At 41.7% G+C, this 16,777-nt stretch carries 11 protein-coding genes; 1 reads left to right on the top strand and 10 read right to left on the bottom strand.

Annotated features, from left to right (window positions below):
• Positions 1–5 precede the first annotated feature (5 nt).
• The 4 genes from D0T60_RS02870 to D0T60_RS02855 form a co-directional block, all read right to left on the bottom strand.
• Positions 6–4,262 carry a hybrid sensor histidine kinase/response regulator transcription factor gene (locus D0T60_RS02870; protein WP_163216643.1) on the bottom strand — a complete coding sequence of 1,419 codons (4,257 nt, stop codon included), beginning with the start codon at positions 4,260–4,262 and terminating at the stop codon, positions 6–8.
• A 104-nt stretch (positions 4,263–4,366) separates the two neighbouring features.
• Positions 4,367–4,681, bottom strand: coding sequence for an L-rhamnose mutarotase (gene rhaM, locus D0T60_RS02865; RefSeq protein ID WP_163216642.1), 315 nt, complete (start codon positions 4,679–4,681; stop codon positions 4,367–4,369).
• Between the two features lie 8 nt (positions 4,682–4,689).
• Complete coding sequence (locus D0T60_RS02860) at positions 4,690–6,537, bottom strand: rhamnogalacturonan lyase (protein ID WP_163216641.1); 1,848 nt, start codon at positions 6,535–6,537, stop codon at positions 4,690–4,692.
• Positions 6,538–6,720: 183 nt separating this feature from the next.
• Positions 6,721–7,620, bottom strand: coding sequence for a helix-turn-helix transcriptional regulator (locus tag D0T60_RS02855; RefSeq protein ID WP_163216640.1), 900 nt, complete (start codon positions 7,618–7,620; stop codon positions 6,721–6,723).
• A 104-nt stretch (positions 7,621–7,724) separates the two neighbouring features.
• On the opposite strand from D0T60_RS02855, the gene D0T60_RS02850 reads away from it, so the two are divergent.
• Positions 7,725–8,321, top strand: a complete 597-nt coding sequence (locus tag D0T60_RS02850; RefSeq protein WP_163216639.1) for a phosphatase PAP2 family protein — start codon at positions 7,725–7,727, stop codon at positions 8,319–8,321.
• On the opposite strand, the gene D0T60_RS02845 is transcribed toward D0T60_RS02850, so the two are convergent.
• The 6 genes from D0T60_RS02845 to D0T60_RS02820 all read right to left on the bottom strand — a co-directional run bounded on the left by D0T60_RS02845 (position 8,310) and on the right by D0T60_RS02820 (position 16,767).
• A complete protein-coding gene (locus tag D0T60_RS02845) occupies positions 8,310–9,941 on the bottom strand; it encodes a S41 family peptidase (protein WP_163216638.1) in 1,632 nt (543 codons plus the stop codon). The two genes, D0T60_RS02850 and D0T60_RS02845, sit on opposite strands and share 12 nt — an antisense overlap.
• Entirely contained in the window at positions 9,938–10,390 is a 453-nt protein-coding gene (gene coaD, locus D0T60_RS02840) for a pantetheine-phosphate adenylyltransferase (RefSeq protein ID WP_163216637.1), read from the bottom strand. The genes D0T60_RS02845 and coaD overlap by 4 nt, the downstream gene beginning before the upstream one ends.
• Position 10,391: 1 nt before the next feature.
• Positions 10,392–12,242 (bottom strand): DNA topoisomerase IV subunit B, encoded by a 1,851-nt coding sequence (locus D0T60_RS02835; protein WP_163216636.1) that lies wholly within the window; start codon positions 12,240–12,242, stop codon positions 10,392–10,394.
• A 3-nt stretch (positions 12,243–12,245) separates the two neighbouring features.
• Positions 12,246–13,382, bottom strand: coding sequence for an N-acetyltransferase (locus D0T60_RS02830; RefSeq protein WP_163216635.1), 1,137 nt, complete (start codon positions 13,380–13,382; stop codon positions 12,246–12,248).
• 38 nt (positions 13,383–13,420) lie between these two features.
• Positions 13,421–14,374 carry a calcium/sodium antiporter gene (locus D0T60_RS02825; protein WP_163216634.1) on the bottom strand — a complete coding sequence of 318 codons (954 nt, stop codon included), beginning with the start codon at positions 14,372–14,374 and terminating at the stop codon, positions 13,421–13,423.
• Between the two features lie 641 nt (positions 14,375–15,015).
• Positions 15,016–16,767, bottom strand: a complete 1,752-nt coding sequence (locus tag D0T60_RS02820) for an ATP-binding protein (RefSeq protein WP_163216633.1) — start codon at positions 16,765–16,767, stop codon at positions 15,016–15,018.
• Positions 16,768–16,777: the final 10 nt, after the last annotated feature.

Here is a 16,777-nt window from a genome sequence, read left to right as displayed (position 1 = left end):
TTTTCTTACTCCTGCTTCCCCTTCTGATAAACCGAAGGCGCCACCCCAAACTGTGCCTTAAAGCATTTGCTAAAATAGAACGGATCATCAATCCCTACCTTATACGAAACCTCCGAAACGCTCAGATTACCAACCAACAAAAGTTCCGCTGCTTTCTTCATACGCATGATGCGCAGATATTCGTTTGGAGAATAACCAGTCACCCCTTTCACCTTCCTATAGAATACCGTACGACCTAAATCCATTAAGGTGGCAAATTCATCTACCGAGAAGTGTGAATTAGATAAATTCTCACTTAAAATGGAATGTAGTTGATCAACGAATTCCTTATCTCTGTCAGATCCATAAATGGCTGTTCGCACAATGCCTGGTTCCTCCGAGAATTTTTCTTTAAGTTTCTCTCGTTGTTCCAATAATTTTACAATACGGGCCAGCAATAAGCGGATACTAAATGGCTTCGATAAGTAAGCATCCGCTCCACTTTCAATTCCTTCCAGATGGTTTTCCGGAAGCGCAAGCGCTGTCAATAGAATTACTGGAATGTGGCTCGTCACAAACTCTGTTTTTAGTTTGCGGGTTACTTCATAGCCATTCATACCAGGCATTAAGACATCACAAACGATTAAATCTGGCTCTGTACTTTTCGCTTTTTCGAGGCCGGCAATACCGTTATCTGCAGTTTCTACCTGGAAATAGTGTCTTAGTTCCTCCAGTAAATATTGGCGAACATCTATATCATCTTCAATAACAAGTATCTTTTGTTTATTGAGCGGATTAGGTTTGATATCCAGCGGTTTGTTTGTATTCTCTAATAGAATGCTCTGCTTTTCCTGGTTTAATAGATCATTGGCAATGAGGAAGTCTTTTTCTTCATAAGCACTTTCATCTAATGGCAATGAAACGGTGAATATAGAGCCTCCGCCTTTGTTTTCTTTGTAGGAGATTTCTCCTTTATGTACCTGAACCAATTCATGGGTAAGATGAAGACCTACACCCACACTTTGCCCGGAGAAGCTGCTTTGCATGAATCTTTTAAATAGTTCATCTCTTTTCTCTTTGGGGATTCCGACTCCTGTATCGGTTACTTGTATCTCCAAAACGTTCCGGTCTTCGTCTATTTGTACGTATAAGCAGATTTTTCCTCCCTGTGGAGTATATTTGAATGCATTGGATAGTAAATTATAAGTCATCTTATCGAGCTTGCCTTTATCTATATACATTTTATGAGAGGTAACAGACGGAATAAACTGGAAGTCCATGTTTTTAGACTCGGCCATATCTTCAAAGCTTAGGAAAATTTCGTAAAGCATGGCCACCACATCTGTTTTCTCTAATGAGAGAGCCAGTTTGTTATTCTGCATCTTACGAAATTCGAGCAATTGATCGATTAACCGAAGCATACGCCTGGTGCTTTTCTCCATGGTTTGCAGGGGATAAGAAAACTCTTTAGGTATGCTGCTGTCGATTCGGCGGATACGGTCGATGGCTCCCTGTATAAGCGTTAGTGGGGTGCGGAACTCATGCGAGATGTTGGTAAAGAAAACCAACTTGTATTCTGTGAGTTGTTTTTCAACTGCAATCCTGTTGTTTAACCGGTTGAAGTTGCGCATTATCCGAACTGTAAATACTAAAGCTGCAATAATAAAGAGCGCATAAAGTAAGAAAGCCCAACCTGTGAGGTAGAATGGGGGAGTGATGATGATGCTCAATGAAGAAACATGGTCATTCCATATACCGGAACTGTTGCACGACTTAACCATTAATTTGTAGTTTCCCGGAGGAAGCATTTTATAAGTAGCAAAACTCAGAGTAGATGGGCTACTCCAGTTCTTATCATAATGGGCAAGCTTATAGGAGTATTTGGTTTGTCCGTCATCAGCATAATTGAATGATGAAAAGTCAATAACGATGGAGTTCTGGTTGTGCTTCAGCGAAAGTTCTTCGGAGTATGCCAACGATTGCGAGAGCGGAGAGTCCGGATCTCCCGGAAGCATATTGATGCCGTTTACGTTGATGTTGGTAAAGACAACGGGGAACGACATAGAAGATTTCTTCACTGTTTTAGGATCGAAAACAACGAACCCGTAATTAGAACCAAACAGTATTTTCCCATTCTTGCATTGGCAAACGGAGCTTTCTGTATAAACATTGCCTTGCGAGTAGGCAGAGAAGAAATAGTTCTCGAAAATATTCTCCGATTGAGTAAACTTGGAAATACCGTATTCGGTAGACAGCCAGATATTACCTTGCTTATCTTCTGCTATGGTTTGAACAACATCATTGCAGAGCCCGTCTTTAGTACCATAATGCTTAAAGTTGAGCGAGCGATAAGAATCGTACTCTTCAGGTAGTGGGCAGAAACTGAATCCGGCTCCCGAGGCTGTAAACCAAATGTTCCCTTTGCTGTCGTTAAATAAATATTTGACTTCTCCTCCTTGTAAGTCTCCGCTTTCATAGTTGTAATGAAAATAATTGTTGGAGTTGGCAATCAAAGAGTCCGGCTGGAAGATATAAAGACCTTCGCTGGTTCCCATCCATACCATTCCGTTATTGTCTTCGCAGATGGAACGAATAAATCTTTGACTGTAATTCTGATGGAAGAAATAAGAGAACTTGTATTTATCTTCTCCTTCCTCTTTTCGTGCCAGGTTTAAACCACCGCCAAAGGTACCTATCCACATTCTCTGTTTGCTATCTTTCAGAAAGCAGAAGATGTTGTTATTCCTGATAGAATAAGGGTTTGACGGATCATACGTATACCATTTATCGTCAACACAAAGTCCATCACCGCGGGTACCCAACCAGGTTTTTTCCTCGGCATCTTTGGCAATAGCATAAATGTTAGAGTGGAAATCTGTTTTGGAGTGTATCAGGTTAAAATCGGCATCGTACTTGTATAATCCTCCCTGGCGGGTACCTATCCATATTTCATTATCATTAACCACGGCAGCCATGCGAATGGTATTCGAACGGTCCAGTAAGTTGGGATTCTCGGGGAAATAACGGTAGGAACCTTCATTAATAACAGATATACGCGAGATACCGGCAAACTCGCAACTCACCCAAATCTCTCCCGAACGGTCTTCCATAATAGAGAGCAGATAATCGGAATTGATATGGCTGAACCCACTCATGCCGGCTGTAAAATGATTTAATTTATCTTTCTCAAGGTCGTAGGCAAATAACCCATTTCCATAAGTAGATATCCAAACAATATTTCGTGAGTCGTGAACAAAGCGATAACGCTCATAGTCGATGTAACCCATCTTTTCCGGAGCAATCAGTTGGAGCTTTTTGGTTTTTTCTGTTTCGGTATTGATGTACCAAACCTGACCTGTATGGTTGGAGATCCATAGATTCTTTTTGTTGTCGATGGTTACAATTCCATCTTGAATGTTTTCTCCTAAAAGTGTATGGTCGGGCAATAGCTTTTGAGAGGAAAAGTCATAACGGAATGTTCCTTCCTTGGTAAATATGATCCATTTATCTTTCAGCAACAGATTGCCGGTAATGCTGGGATTAGAGGAAAGTTGGGTTTGTTCAATAACTTTGGAGGTTGATGCGTCGAATAAGAATACTTTATGATCGTTGGTGTAAAAGTACGTCTGCCCATTGTGGTTAATTAGGTGATGGAAGTTTTCTTTGTTGTTAATTAGCTTCTCGGAATCATTCTCTATACGAATCAGGCCTTTGCTTGTGCCAATCCATACAATGCCATCTGTACCTTCTGTAATGAAATTGATTTTGTTGCTGGGCAGGTTTCCTTTTTCAACCCGGTAAGTAACCGATTTGAACTTCTCTTTGTCATAAGTTACTTTTCGTGCTCCGTTCTGATCGTGCCATAGCCAAATATTATTGGTGGTGTATATCTTGCTGGAGTACTTCTGCATGTATTCGCCGCTGCCTGTATAATCTACAAAGCAGGCACTTTTCAAGTCGTAGCAACTAAATTGCTCGGAAGCGAAATATATCCAAAGAAATCCATTCTTATCTTCATCCAGCGAGTGTACTTTTCTTTCGGCCAATGATAGAGATTTGCCTGATGATGGGTAGTAAGAAATAAAAGAGTTGCCATCATACCTGTTCAAACCATTGAAAGTGCCTAACCAAATAAACCCTTTACTATCTTGCATAAAATGCCGAACAGTATTGTTGGCCAATCCATCTGCTATTGTAATTTGTTTGGAACTGATTTCAATAGAAGCAAATAAATGGATGGTTGATAGTAAAAGGAAGAAAAAGCTTATTAGTCTTAGATTCATACTCTCCTGTTCTTCATATTGTTTAGATATCCAAAATTAATAAGATAAGTGCAATTTTCATCATATTGATAAACCTTTTTTGCGATTTCTGCCAATAACGGGGGTCATTCCATTCTAAAAACTTCTTTCAGTGGAATAGAAACGGGCGAGTTATCCGGATTGGTTTCCATGATGTCTGCCATGTATGCCCACCATTTTTGTACAATGGGGTTGATGCCCATATCTTGCGAAGATTCCTCGCCTTTTACTTTCTGGCTTGCAAAAAGAACATTGGTTTCCTTGTCCCAGAAAATAGAGTAGTCGTACACTCCATTATCGGATAATAGCTTCTGGAGTTCGGGCCAGATTTCGCTGTGTCTTTTCTCGTACTCTGCCTCGCATCCGGGCTTTAGATACATCTTGAATGCTTCTCGTTTCATGGTGTTTTTTATTTTAGGTTGAAATCATAACCGCGGAATATACCTTCTTTCAGGTCGGGACCGAAATAAAATCCCGGCTGTGTAGGTTGGTTGTACCCTACATTTTGTGTGGCGATGCTAATGCGATAAACCGGATCTTCGAGGAATGTATGAAAGCGATATTCCGTAGGAATGGTCGAAATGTAAAGCCTGAGTGATTCATTATCTTCCGATCGGAGTAATACCTCTTCGCGCCAGTCTCCTATGATGTCTCCTTGTAAGCATGGATTTGCTTTGGTGCCGTTGTTATGGCTTGCCCCTGTGAAGGTTACCAAAGGTTTGCATCTCTTTTCTATCCAGTCGTATTTGCTGACTCTGTTTCTGTCTAACAACTCCCGAAGCAAATCTCCGTCCCACCATACAGCCATATTGGTTGACATTCCTCTCATGTTGGAGTTGATGAGTTCTCCTTTTGTGTTGCGAATACCGCCGGAGTCCCATGTCCACATTTCTACTCCCGGATTGGTGGGGTCGATATCTGCTGCCATGGCACGGCCTACGTCGGTATTACTTTTTACTTGCCAGATAACGACTCCCGTTTCTGCATCCCGGAAGGTGGTACCGTCTCGTTTGTTCTCGTGGCAGTCGAATACTTGCAGCCTTGGATTATTGGGGTCGAACTGTGTTAAATGAATGGCATCTCCGTGCCCCATGCGTGTGTTATAAAGCCCACGACCATCGTTGTTAATGGCGCATGAGCCATAAATAATTTCATCACAGCCATCACCGTCTACATCGCCTACACGTAAATTGTGATTTCCTTGTCCGGTGTAATCTTTCCATTCCGGATTATTGGTGTCGAATACCCAACGGCTTTGAAGTTGTTTGCCATCCCAATCGAAGGCGGCGAGTACGGTGCGTGTATAATATCCTCTACACATTACTACGCTGGGGTGTATTCCGTCGAGGTAGGCAATGCAGGCAAGAAACCGATCGCTGCGGTTGGCGCGGTTGTCGCCCCAATCTGTCAGCTTTCCACGTTGGGGAATGTAGTCGATGGTATGTAGTGCCTCTCCGGTTTTTCCGCTAAATACGGTTAGGTATTCGGAACCGGACAAGATACGTCCGTTGGGTGCTCTGTAATCTGCGTTGGCATCACATATAATGTTTCCTTTTCCGTCAATCGTGCCATCGGAGGTTTTCATTACAATTTCGGCAGAGTTATCTCCATCCAAATCATAAACCATGAATTGGGTATAGTGTGCTCCGGCTCGAATGTTTCGACCCAAGTCGATTCTCCATAAAAATGTTCCGTCTAACTTGTAGCAATCAAGGAGTACGGAACCTGTATAGCCATCGTGTGCATTGTCGTGTGCGTTTGTAGGGTCCCATTTAAGGATGATTTCGTATTCGCCGTCACCATCAATATCGCCTATGCTTGCATCGTTGGGTCTGTATCTGAAAGAATCGCCGGCGGGAGTCTTTCCGTCTTTTGGCTTGTTGAGGGGGATGTTCAGATAACCAATAGGAGCATTTGGGGGTAGGGTATAGCTGCCCTTAGCGGCTCCTTCAATTGTTGGTTCTACCAGATATGTTACAGATTTATTCTCAGGGTAATTGTCTTGATAAAAGGTTCCTGTTTTAATGGGCTCTTTTGTGATTCGTTCTCCATTTCTATATATATGAAAGGCAATATCAATAGGGTCGGAAGATAGATAACGCCATGAGATAAAAACAGTGTTGGAAGATTCGCGTAAGGCAACTACTCCGCGACCTAATTTCTCTCTCTTTAGTTTGGTGAAATCGTAGGCAGGTTGTGCCATTGTCCAGGTTAGGTTAAATAGTAAGGTAAGAATCAGTAAAGTTTTAGTTTTCATAATATATAAAGTTTAGAGAGAGTGAGGATCAAAAGAGCACTTGAGCTTTTGATACATCAAACCCGTAATAGGATGAGCAAAAATAGTTTTTTTAGCAGGTCATTATCCTATAAGTTTGTACAATTACCTGTAAATCCGTCCAAAATGTATGGAAAGAGCAAAGGGAAGAGACTGGTTAAGCAATTACTCCTCTGATGATTTATTATCTTGCTTAGCCGGCATTTGCAGAATTTCACCTTTGGCAGCTCGTGTGCGTAGTGCCCGGGGAGAATCTCCAAAAGATGCTTTACAGAAGTGTGCGAAGTGAGAAAGTGAATCGAAACCATACCGATTACTGATTTCCGTGATTCGTTGTTTGGTGTATTGCAGGTCTTGTAAAATGCCTTCGCGTTTCTTGTTGAGTATCCATTCGTAAACGGGCTCGCCATACATGTTTTTGAATAAACGGCGGAAGGTGGTGGTAGTGTATCCACCCAGGTGTGCAAACTCTTCCACGTTTTTCACTTTATCGTAATTCTGCATTACGAAGTAGTGGAAACTTTCGGTGTATCTGCTTATGGGGTAAAAGAAGATACTTAATTGTGGGAGAGGGTAGTAGCAAGTAAGGATGTATATCAATTCATAACATTTAAGTTCAATGAACTTTCCACAGGGTTTTTCTTTTTCTTGCAAATACTCTGCTACATCATTCAGCAAATAGCTTAATCGGGGAATGGTGATTAAAGGGGTATAGGTAAGTGGAGCTTCCGACATTTCCAACACTTTCTGGAAACGAATATCACAGATTTGGGGGAGTTCGTTAAACCAGTAGATGATATACTCTACATTGCTGAGTGCTAATAACTCCAATTTGGAACCAATAGCCTGAAGAATAAATTGCCCGCTACGTAATATCGTACCGGGGTATTCTTCACTATTGATTAAGAGTTCACCTTTTAACATGAATAACATGCAGTTTTGTGTGCATTTATCAGATGGGGCGTGGAAACCTTTGGCTTGTTTGTAAAGTACCATTATACCATCGGATGCTTTTGTGCATAGCGAACAATCTGTCAATCTTTTGTAACGATCATCCTTTGTCATTGATTGGAATCTGTGTTATTAGCAAAAACAAAGATAGAAGATTTTTGGTAAAACGAGTCGTTTTGACTTATCTTTGTTTACAAGTTAAGTTAACATAACGAAGAATGAAGAAGAATATACTCCTTTTCCTGTGCTTTTTATCGTTTTCTGCTGCATACTCTCAGAACTGGGATATCAATACTTCAAAGAGAATAAACAGTTGGGATGGTAAGCTTGTCAGGAATTATAGTAAAGCAATTTCCAAGAGTACCCCTTATGTTGCAGTAGCTATTCCTTTGGCTATAGCGTCGTATGCAGGTATGCGGAATGATCAATCTTTGTTGAAAGATGCTGTCTATATTGGTACTTCTGTTGGAGGTGCTCTTGCATTGACTTACGGATTAAAATATACCGTCGACAGGAAACGACCTTATGAACGTTATCCCGACAAAATAAGTGTACAGGATAGGGAGTCGAGTCCGTCCTTCCCTTCTGCACATACGGCTGTTGCTTTTTCGCTGGCTACTTCGTTAAGTATTAAATACCCGAAGTGGTATGTGATTGCACCTTCTGCGCTTTGGGCTACCTCGGTGGGTTTTGCACGAGTGAATGAAGGCGTGCATTACCCATCAGATGTACTTGCCGGCGCAGCTATTGGCGTTGGCTGTGCGGTGGTTAATGTTTATGTGAATAAATGGCTGAATCGTTGGCTATTTCATTAACTCCTCGTATTCGCCGGAGTTTAATATCTCTATTGCTTTTTGTATACTCGGACTTGTTTCATTTATTATTTGGAAGTATTCATTCATGTTCCATAAGTCGCGCGCAATAAATGCTTTAAGCTGTGCCGTTAACAAAGGGAGCGATGCTTGATATTCTTCCTCATTATAGGTAATGTTGTCGGTTGCAGCCATTTCCTTTACCATATTCAGCATCTCATTATCAATCTTAAAGTGTTCGTTGAAATGCTTAAAATCTTTGTGCCTTTCGGATAGAGACTTTCTGTGATCCTCGATGTATTTGGTGGTAGCTTTCAGAATAACACCTTTATTGATTAACATTCGGTGATAATCGGTATACATCGTTGTATCAATAGGTACAAAATAATCGGGCATAATGCCGCCTCCACCGTATACGGTTCTTCCCAATCGTTTGGTTTGATATTTCAGTGAATCCGGAAAATGTATGCTGTCGGCACTTAACATTTCTCCGCTATTGTAGCGTTCTATCAGTTCCCGGTTATATAAATCTCTGTTTTCTTCTCCGCTGTTGTGCGAACCGCCATCGGAGTTGTTGCTGTTATAAGGTTTCTGAATACTACGACCTGCCGGGGTATAATAACGGGCTATGGTTAAACGAATCATAGAACCGTCCGGCAAATCAACCGGGCGTTGCACCAATCCTTTACCAAAGGAGCGTCTTCCTACAATTACCCCTCTGTCCCAGTCTTGTACGGCACCGCTGACAATCTCGCTGGCTGAGGCCGAGAATTCATCAATTAAAACCACTAAACGCCCTTTCTTAAAGTTTCCGTTTCCTTTGGCATAGATTTCGCTTCGCTTGGAGGTTCTTCCTTCTGTGTAAACAATCAGTTCTTTTTGGTTGAGGAAGTCATTTGCCAGATCGGTGGCGGCGTTCAGGTATCCTCCTCCATTTCCTTGAAGGTCGAGAATAAGGTCTTTCATTCCCTTCTTCTTCAACTCTTTTAAGGCTTTGTTGAATTCTTCGATGGTAGTGGCCCCAAAACGGTTGATACGAATATATCCCACCTTGGGCTGAATCATATAAGAAGCATCCAAACTCAGAATAGGAATTTTATCTCGCTTAACAGTAAAGACAAGCAACTCACCTACGCCTCTCCTTGCAATGGTTAGCTCTACCTTAGAGTCTTTAGGACCCCGAAGGCGACGCATTATTTCTTCGGTATTCATTTTAACCCCGGCTATGGCGGTGTCATTTACCGCTACAATTCTGTCGCCGGCTAAGATACCTGCTTTTTCCGACGGACCATTGCTTACAGGCTGAATAACAAAGAGCGTATCTTCTAAAATGTTGAACTGAACGCCAATTCCTTCGAAGTTTCCTGCTAAAGGTTCGTTCATTCTTTTCACTTCTTCCGGGTCGGCATACACCGAGTGGGGGTCGAGTTCGGCGAGCATTTTAATGATAGCCTCTTCTACTAATCTGTTATCATCAACCGAGTCAACATATAAGTTGGTGATGGCAAAATGAGCAAATTGAAGTTTGCGTGCCGAAGTACCTACCACCCCTTGCGCGGCAATGTATTGTATACTCAATATGCTTGCCAGGAAGCAGATAAAAAAGATATGCAGATTCCTCATAAGATCATTCCTTTAGGTATAAATTGGCTAATGTCTTTATTATAACTTAGCAATTCGCGTACAATGGTTGAGCTGACACAGCTTAATTCCGGTTCGGTAAATAATAGAATCGTTTCAATGTTTGCCAGCTTGCGGTTAATGTCGGCTATGGTTTCTTCATATTCGAAATCTTTAACCGTACGAATGCCGCGGATGATGAATTTGGCATCTACTTGTTTAGCAAAATCAATCGTCAGGCAGTCATAAGCTATCACCGTTATCTTCGGTTCGTCTTTATAGAACTCCCGAATCATTTCCAGGCGTTTCTCCACAGGGAAATAAGTGTTCTTATTTTCATTGATACCGATTCCAATGATAATTTCATCCATAAAGGATAAAGCACGGGTTACTACTGAATAATGTCCAATAGTAAAAGGATCAAATGTCCCCGGGAATATGGCTCTTCTCATGTTACGCGATGTCTTCTTCTATAACGAGATTATCTATAATAAAGTTTTGTCTGTCCATGGTGTTCTTACCCATGTAGAATTCCAGTAGTTCTTTTACAAGGTCGTTTTTGCGTAAAGAAACTTGCTCCAAACGCATGTCTTCACCAATGAAATGCTTAAACTCATCCGGAGAGATTTCTCCCAATCCTTTAAATCGGGTGATTTCGGGATTTGGGCTTAACTCCTTGATGGCATTCAAACGTTCTTCTTCTGTATAGCAATAAAGTGTTTTCTTTTTGTTGCGAACGCGGAATAGGGGAGTCTGGAGAATATACACATGCCCTTTCTTAATCAGATCCGGGAAGAATTGCAGGAAGAAAGTGATGAGTAGTAGGCGAATGTGCATACCGTCAACGTCGGCATCCGTAGCTACTATCACTTTGTTGTAGCGTAATCCTTCAATACCGTCTTCAATGTTAAGGGCAGCCTGAAGAAGATTAAACTCTTCATTCTCATACACCACCTTTTTGGTTAATCCGTAGGTGTTTAGTGGTTTACCACGTAAACTAAATACAGCTTGTGTATTCACGCTACGGCTTTTGGTGATGGAACCACTTGCAGAGTCTCCCTCGGTAATGAAGATGGAAGATTCTTCCTGATCTTTTCCTTTGGTATCGTTCAGATGCACGCGGCAATCGCGCAATTTACGGTTGTGCAGATTGGCTTTTTTGGCACGTTCGCGCGCCAGCTTGGTAACTCCGGCAATGGCTTTGCGTTCTTTCTCGGATTCCTGAATCTTCTGCAGCATGATCTCTGAAGTGTCATGATTGATGTGCAGAAAATTATCCAACTCCTTCTTCACAAAATCGCCAATGAATTTACTTACGGAAGGACCATCCGGACCCATATCTTTCGAACCCAGTTTGGTTTTGGTCTGAGATTCAAACACGGGCTCTTCTACCTTTATACTGATGGCTCCGATCATACCGCTTCGTATATCGGCATAATCGAAGTTCTTGGCATAATATTCTTTGATGGTTCTGCTCACTGCCTCGCGGAAAGCGCTGAGGTGTGTACCTCCCTGGGTGGTATGCTGCCCGTTTACAAATGAGTAGTATTCTTCTCCGTATTGATTACTGTGGGTCAATACCATCTCTATATCATCACCTTTCAGATGGATGATTGGATAAAGAGGATCGGTAGTCATATTCTCGTTCAATAAGTCGACAAGACCGTGGCGAGAATGGAAACGCTTGCCATTCAGTAAGATGGTTAAACCGGAGTTCAGGAATACATAGTTCTTCAATAAAGGCTCTATGTGTTCTTTAAGATATTCGTAATCTTTAAAGATGGAGCTATCGGGAATAAACTCAGTAAGTGTTCCGTTGGGCTCTTCGGTTTTGGTTATGGGAGTTTCGCTGGTCATTTCGCCTTGTGCGAATTCCGCGGATTTCATTTCTCCGTCGCGGAAACTTGCTACACGGAAATAAGTAGATAAAGCATTCACCGCTTTGATACCTACCCCATTTAAACCTACCGACTTTTTAAACGCTTTGGAATCGTATTTACCTCCGGTATTCATTTTGGAAGCTACATCAACCAATTTTCCCAAAGGTATACCACGGCCGTGGTCGCGGACAGTTACTTTTCCCTCTTGAATAACTACTTCGATTGTTTTACCATATCCCATCATGTATTCGTCGATGGAGTTGTCCATGGCTTCTTTCAGCAGTACATAAATCCCATCGTCCGAATGCGATCCGTCGCCTAATTTACCAATGTACATACCGGGACGGCGACGAATGTGCTCTTTCCAATCGAGCGTTCTGATGTTATCCTCGGTATACGTAACCTCTTGTAGCTTTTCTTCCATATATTAATCAATCTTCTTTGTATACGCGCGGCGGCGTTTATGCTGTTCTGTTTTGAAATATTCCCATTGTGCCTGAACCTTTCCGTTCATCTCCAACTCGGGATTACTCTCTGCAAAGATAAAACCTAATTTTTGATAAACGGGGATTAAATCCGAAAATAACAAAGCGTTAACACCTTTGTTCTGGTACTCCGGTTTTACTGCAACCAACAGAAGATCAAGCGTTTTAGAATACTTTTTCAGGAATAAAGTTTTTAAAAGATGGTACCAGCCAAATGGTAATAAACGTCCTTTAGCTTTTTGCAAAGCTTCGGATAAAGAAGGCATTGAAATACCTACTGCCACCAATTTATCTTCGGCATCGGTAATTAAAGTAACCATTCTTAAATCTACTATGGGAAGGTACATTTTAACATATTGGTCGATTTGCTTTTGAGTGAGTGGAGAATAACCATATAGTGGTTGATAAGCCTCGTTCATCAACTCGAAGATAGCCTGACCATAATCTGCTGCAATCTTCTTCGCAGAGGTGTATTTCTTTATTTTTAGGTTGTACTTCTTTTGTATAAGTGCTGAGATGCGTTGATGTTTCTCCGGAATGGCATCGGGGATAAAGATTTTGAATTCTACCCAGTCGGCATCTTTCTCAAACCCTAATTTCTCTAAATGTTGAGGATAATAAGGATAGTTGTATGTGCTTGCCATGGTGCTTAGTTGGTCGAAACCTTCAACCAACATTCCTTCCGCATCGAAATCCGTAAATCCCAAAGGACCTTGTATTTGTGTCATACCTTTGGCTTTTCCCCATTCTTCAACGGCTTTTAGCAGGGCAGAAGATACTTCTATGTCATCAATAAAGTCGATCCATCCGAAACGCACTTCTTTTTTATTCCAAACCTCATTCGCTTTATTGTTAATGATGGCTACTATGCGTCCTACCAACTTCTTTTCTTTATAAGCAAGGAAGTATTCAGCTTCGCAAAACTCAAATGCCGCGTTTTTCTCTTTGGAGAATGTATTGATCATATCATCGTAGAGATCGGGAACAGAGTAAGGATTGTTTTTGTAAAGTTCGTAATTAAAACGAATAAACTTATGAAGCTCCTTTGCTGTAGAAACCTGCTTGATTATTATTGCCATATAGTGTATAAGTTAAAGGAATGCAAAGATAATAAATCTTAGCTGAAACTAATTAAAGTTGCTGTGTAAACGACATAACAGGCTACCAGTATGATGCCTTCGAAACGAGTGATAGTACGTTTTTTGAAGAATAACCCAAAGAACCAGAGCAGTACACCCGAAGCCAATAACGTCAGTAGGTCGAAATTAGTAATGTTTCCCACTTGCATGGGGGTGATAGAGGCGCTACACCCAAGCACAAAGAATATATTGAAAAGATTACTGCCTATTACATTGCCGATGGCTATTTCCGGATTCTTTTTTAAGGCAGCAACCACAGATGTGGCAAGTTCGGGCAAAGAAGTCCCTCCGGCTACAAGGGTAAGCCCAATAATAGATTCGCTGACGCCCAATCCTCTTGCTATTCCTGTGGCACCCTCTACAAACCATTGTCCGCCCAGGATAAGTCCACCGAGCCCTAACACAAAATAGAGAATTGATTTCCAGATGGGGAGTTGTTTAATTTCTTCCTCTGCACTGTTACTGCTATTGGAGGCTATGGCAAAAGTATACCCCAGGAAAATAACAAAGAAACACAGCAGGATAAGACCGTCGGAAATACTTAATGCATTTTCTGCTTCTTTATTCAATATAATATCATTGGCACAAACCAATAATACGATGGAAGAAAGGATGCACAAAGGTATCTCTTTTCGTAATGTGTTTCGTGTGATGACAATAGGAGCAACAATAGCTGTGCATCCCACAATCATCAGAGAGTTGAATATGTTACTTCCAACTACATTTCCGATAGCGATTCCCGAACTACCTTTTAGTGCGGATGAAACACTCACCACCAATTCCGGTGCCGATGTGCCAAAGGCCACAATGGTAAGCCCAATTACAATAGAAGGAATATTAAAACGTTTGGCAACAGAGGCAGCTCCGTCTGTAAGTCCATTGGCACCTGCTAAAATGAGTACCAGTCCGCCGATAAGTAAGAGTATATTCATGTATGATAGATATGTAAAATCTTAGAAGGGCAAAACTACGAAAAAAAATAGTTTCTTAAACTTTTATGGTATTCTATTACTTGCCAAACCGCAAAGTTCTTTCTGTTTTTGAAATTCCCCTCCCAGGATTTTGTTTTTCGCATTTTTGCCAGCACGCCAGCACGATCTGCCTGTATTCGATTGAGACAGAGTGAATTACAGCGTGCTGGCAACCCGTGCTGGCAGCGTGACGGCAAATTTGCCAGCACGCCCTAATATTGGTAAAAATAATAGCTGTTTATGGTGATAATAAGAGGAGGTTATATGTAACCAATTGTTTTATAGTGCAAAACGGTTTGTTTTATACCGGAAAACAACTTGTTTGCTACCATCAAACTAATTGTTTACTACCGGAAAACTATTTGTTTTGAATGATAAAACAATTGAATTGATAGGACAAAACAACTAAAATTAAAGCATGATAAAGGTCACTTAACTAAGGCATAATAATGCTAATATAGCACTAAGTACACTGGATTTAGACACTTTTTTGAAGAAAATAGAGATAGAAACCAAAGAAAAACGGGTTTCTTCCTTTCGTTTACTACTAAAAATAGTTTGCCCGGCACTCCATAACAGAGGAAAACAAGCATTTATAGACTCTACCCCCTAATTGTCTCCTCCATCTCTACTACCTCCCATCCCCGGAAAACGACGGTAATCAGTTTTAGCCCGGCATTTCCGATGGTACTTGTCACAATTTCGTCCGAGGCATATTTGAGTAATTGCGCCTGTGCCTCTTCTTTCAGCGTAGCAATTCGGCTGTCCGGTTCATCACGCTTCAGATACTTCACCTCCAGTAGGTAGGCGTATTTCATATCTGTCAGTTTGGGATTGGGGCGGAAGTAGAAGTCGGTATAACCTTTCGCCAGCTCATATTCGGGCATGAGGTAATAATAGTTCGTTAAGCCAATATAGGCAAGCAGAAAGCCTTTTACGTGCGCTTCGCCATCTATAAACTCACGAATGCGACTCTGCTTTTCCAGTTCCGAACCGATGTAAGTGAAGACGGATTGCCATTCGCCTCGGTAAGCCATACTCTTCATTAACTTGCCAAGCTGGTGAAAGTCGAGCCGGAAGATGTCCATGTCAGCATAGCTCTCCGTCAGATAGCTATACATCTGCTCGCGCACAGTGTGGTTGGGAATGCTCAGTATGGCCTCTCCTGCTTCGGTGCCTTGAATAGTCAATAAGCCGAAGTAATAGAGTAGCGACTTGAAATTATCCGGGTCGGTCATCTTCTCTACCGAAAAGGCATCAGTAAGGGCGGCGGTGGTACGCCCGGTTTCCACAATCTCGCGGATTACGGAGAAGTTTTGCCCCAACTTGCGATCAATGCTTATCAGGTGACGCAACTTATTATAGTCGGTACGGATATTTTTATCAATCATCTCTTCGGGGGGGAAGCCGGTAACCTTGCAACTATTGAGGTAATAGAGTACCATGTCCGAATTATACATACATTCGTTCAAGCTTCTTGTGGCAAAGCAATAATTGTCGTACCAAGGCTTCATTTCTTTGATGACATTTTCTACCTCCTGTTTCAACATGCCTTGCTCGTGGTAATATTCGAGCATCTGGCGTAGCTCCACCTCAGAGAATCCTACCATGCTGTTGAAGGCAGACGAAGTGGTGAAGTTAGTCCCGATATTAAAACCAGAGGTTACATCGTCCAATGTGATGGGACTTACCCCAGTGATGAACATACGTTCCAGTGCCATGCCATTGCCGGTAGTCATTTCTTTGAGTTTATTGAAGAAGAAGCGAAAGAAACCTTCACCGTGGGTGGCAGCCCGATAGGCTTGTTCTCCGAAAGAGGCAAGAATGGAGTTGGTGAAGTTATCGTACTCATCAATAATGAGGTAGATACGCAAGCCTAAATTGGTGGCTCTTTGGTTTAGATAGCCTAATTTACCTGTAGCGGTACGATGTTGCATCAATTCCTTGCGAAAATCAGCATGAAAAAGGTGCTCGTATCGGTTGGCAAACTCTCCAAACCGTTCATTGCAATGCTCTTCAAAAGATTCTTCTAATTTATCTGGCTGATTATTCACGGCCGAGAAGTTAAACTTTAGCACCATGAACTTTGCCCGTAGATTGGTGGGGTGTTGATAAATCCATCGTTCGCCAAAGAGTTCTTCGAAGCGGTCGGCATTGTTGATGTCGTAGTAAGCGTCCAGTACATTGAGCATCAAGCTTTTACCAAACCTCCGGGGGCGGATAAGGAAGAAATAAGAGGCAGCCTGCTCTATCAGGGGGATAAAGTGGGTTTTATCTACATAGTAATAATTCTGAGTAACGATACGCTCGTAATCGCTAAGCCCGTAAGGTATTCCTTTGATGCTATTGTTCATAGTGGCAAGG

The organism is Bacteroides sp. 224 (genome assembly GCF_010500995.1).
In the GTDB taxonomy this organism is placed as follows: Bacteria; Bacteroidota; Bacteroidia; order Bacteroidales; family Bacteroidaceae; genus Bacteroides.
This window is presented reverse-complemented; position numbering and strand designations above follow the sequence as displayed.

What these genes read in the sequence shown, in the direction of transcription:
- D0T60_RS02850 (WP_163216639.1), top strand. Translation starts at nt 7,725, where the DNA reads ATGAAGAAGAATATACTCCTTTTCCTGTGCTTTTTATCGTTTTCTGCT.
- rhaM (WP_163216642.1), bottom strand. Translation starts at nt 4,681, where the DNA reads ATGAAACGAGAAGCATTCAAGATGTATCTAAAGCCCGGATGCGAGGCA.
- D0T60_RS02855 (WP_163216640.1), bottom strand. Translation starts at nt 7,620, where the DNA reads ATGACAAAGGATGATCGTTACAAAAGATTGACAGATTGTTCGCTATGC.
- D0T60_RS02820 (WP_163216633.1), bottom strand. Translation starts at nt 16,767, where the DNA reads ATGAACAATAGCATCAAAGGAATACCTTACGGGCTTAGCGATTACGAG.
- D0T60_RS02825 (WP_163216634.1), bottom strand. Translation starts at nt 14,374, where the DNA reads ATGAATATACTCTTACTTATCGGCGGACTGGTACTCATTTTAGCAGGT.
- D0T60_RS02870 (WP_163216643.1), bottom strand. Translation starts at nt 4,262, where the DNA reads ATGAATCTAAGACTAATAAGCTTTTTCTTCCTTTTACTATCAACCATC.
- coaD (WP_163216637.1), bottom strand. Translation starts at nt 10,390, where the DNA reads ATGAGAAGAGCCATATTCCCGGGGACATTTGATCCTTTTACTATTGGA.
- D0T60_RS02830 (WP_163216635.1), bottom strand. Translation starts at nt 13,382, where the DNA reads ATGGCAATAATAATCAAGCAGGTTTCTACAGCAAAGGAGCTTCATAAG.
- D0T60_RS02860 (WP_163216641.1), bottom strand. Translation starts at nt 6,537, where the DNA reads ATGAAAACTAAAACTTTACTGATTCTTACCTTACTATTTAACCTAACC.
- D0T60_RS02835 (WP_163216636.1), bottom strand. Translation starts at nt 12,242, where the DNA reads ATGGAAGAAAAGCTACAAGAGGTTACGTATACCGAGGATAACATCAGA.
- D0T60_RS02845 (WP_163216638.1), bottom strand. Translation starts at nt 9,941, where the DNA reads ATGAGGAATCTGCATATCTTTTTTATCTGCTTCCTGGCAAGCATATTG.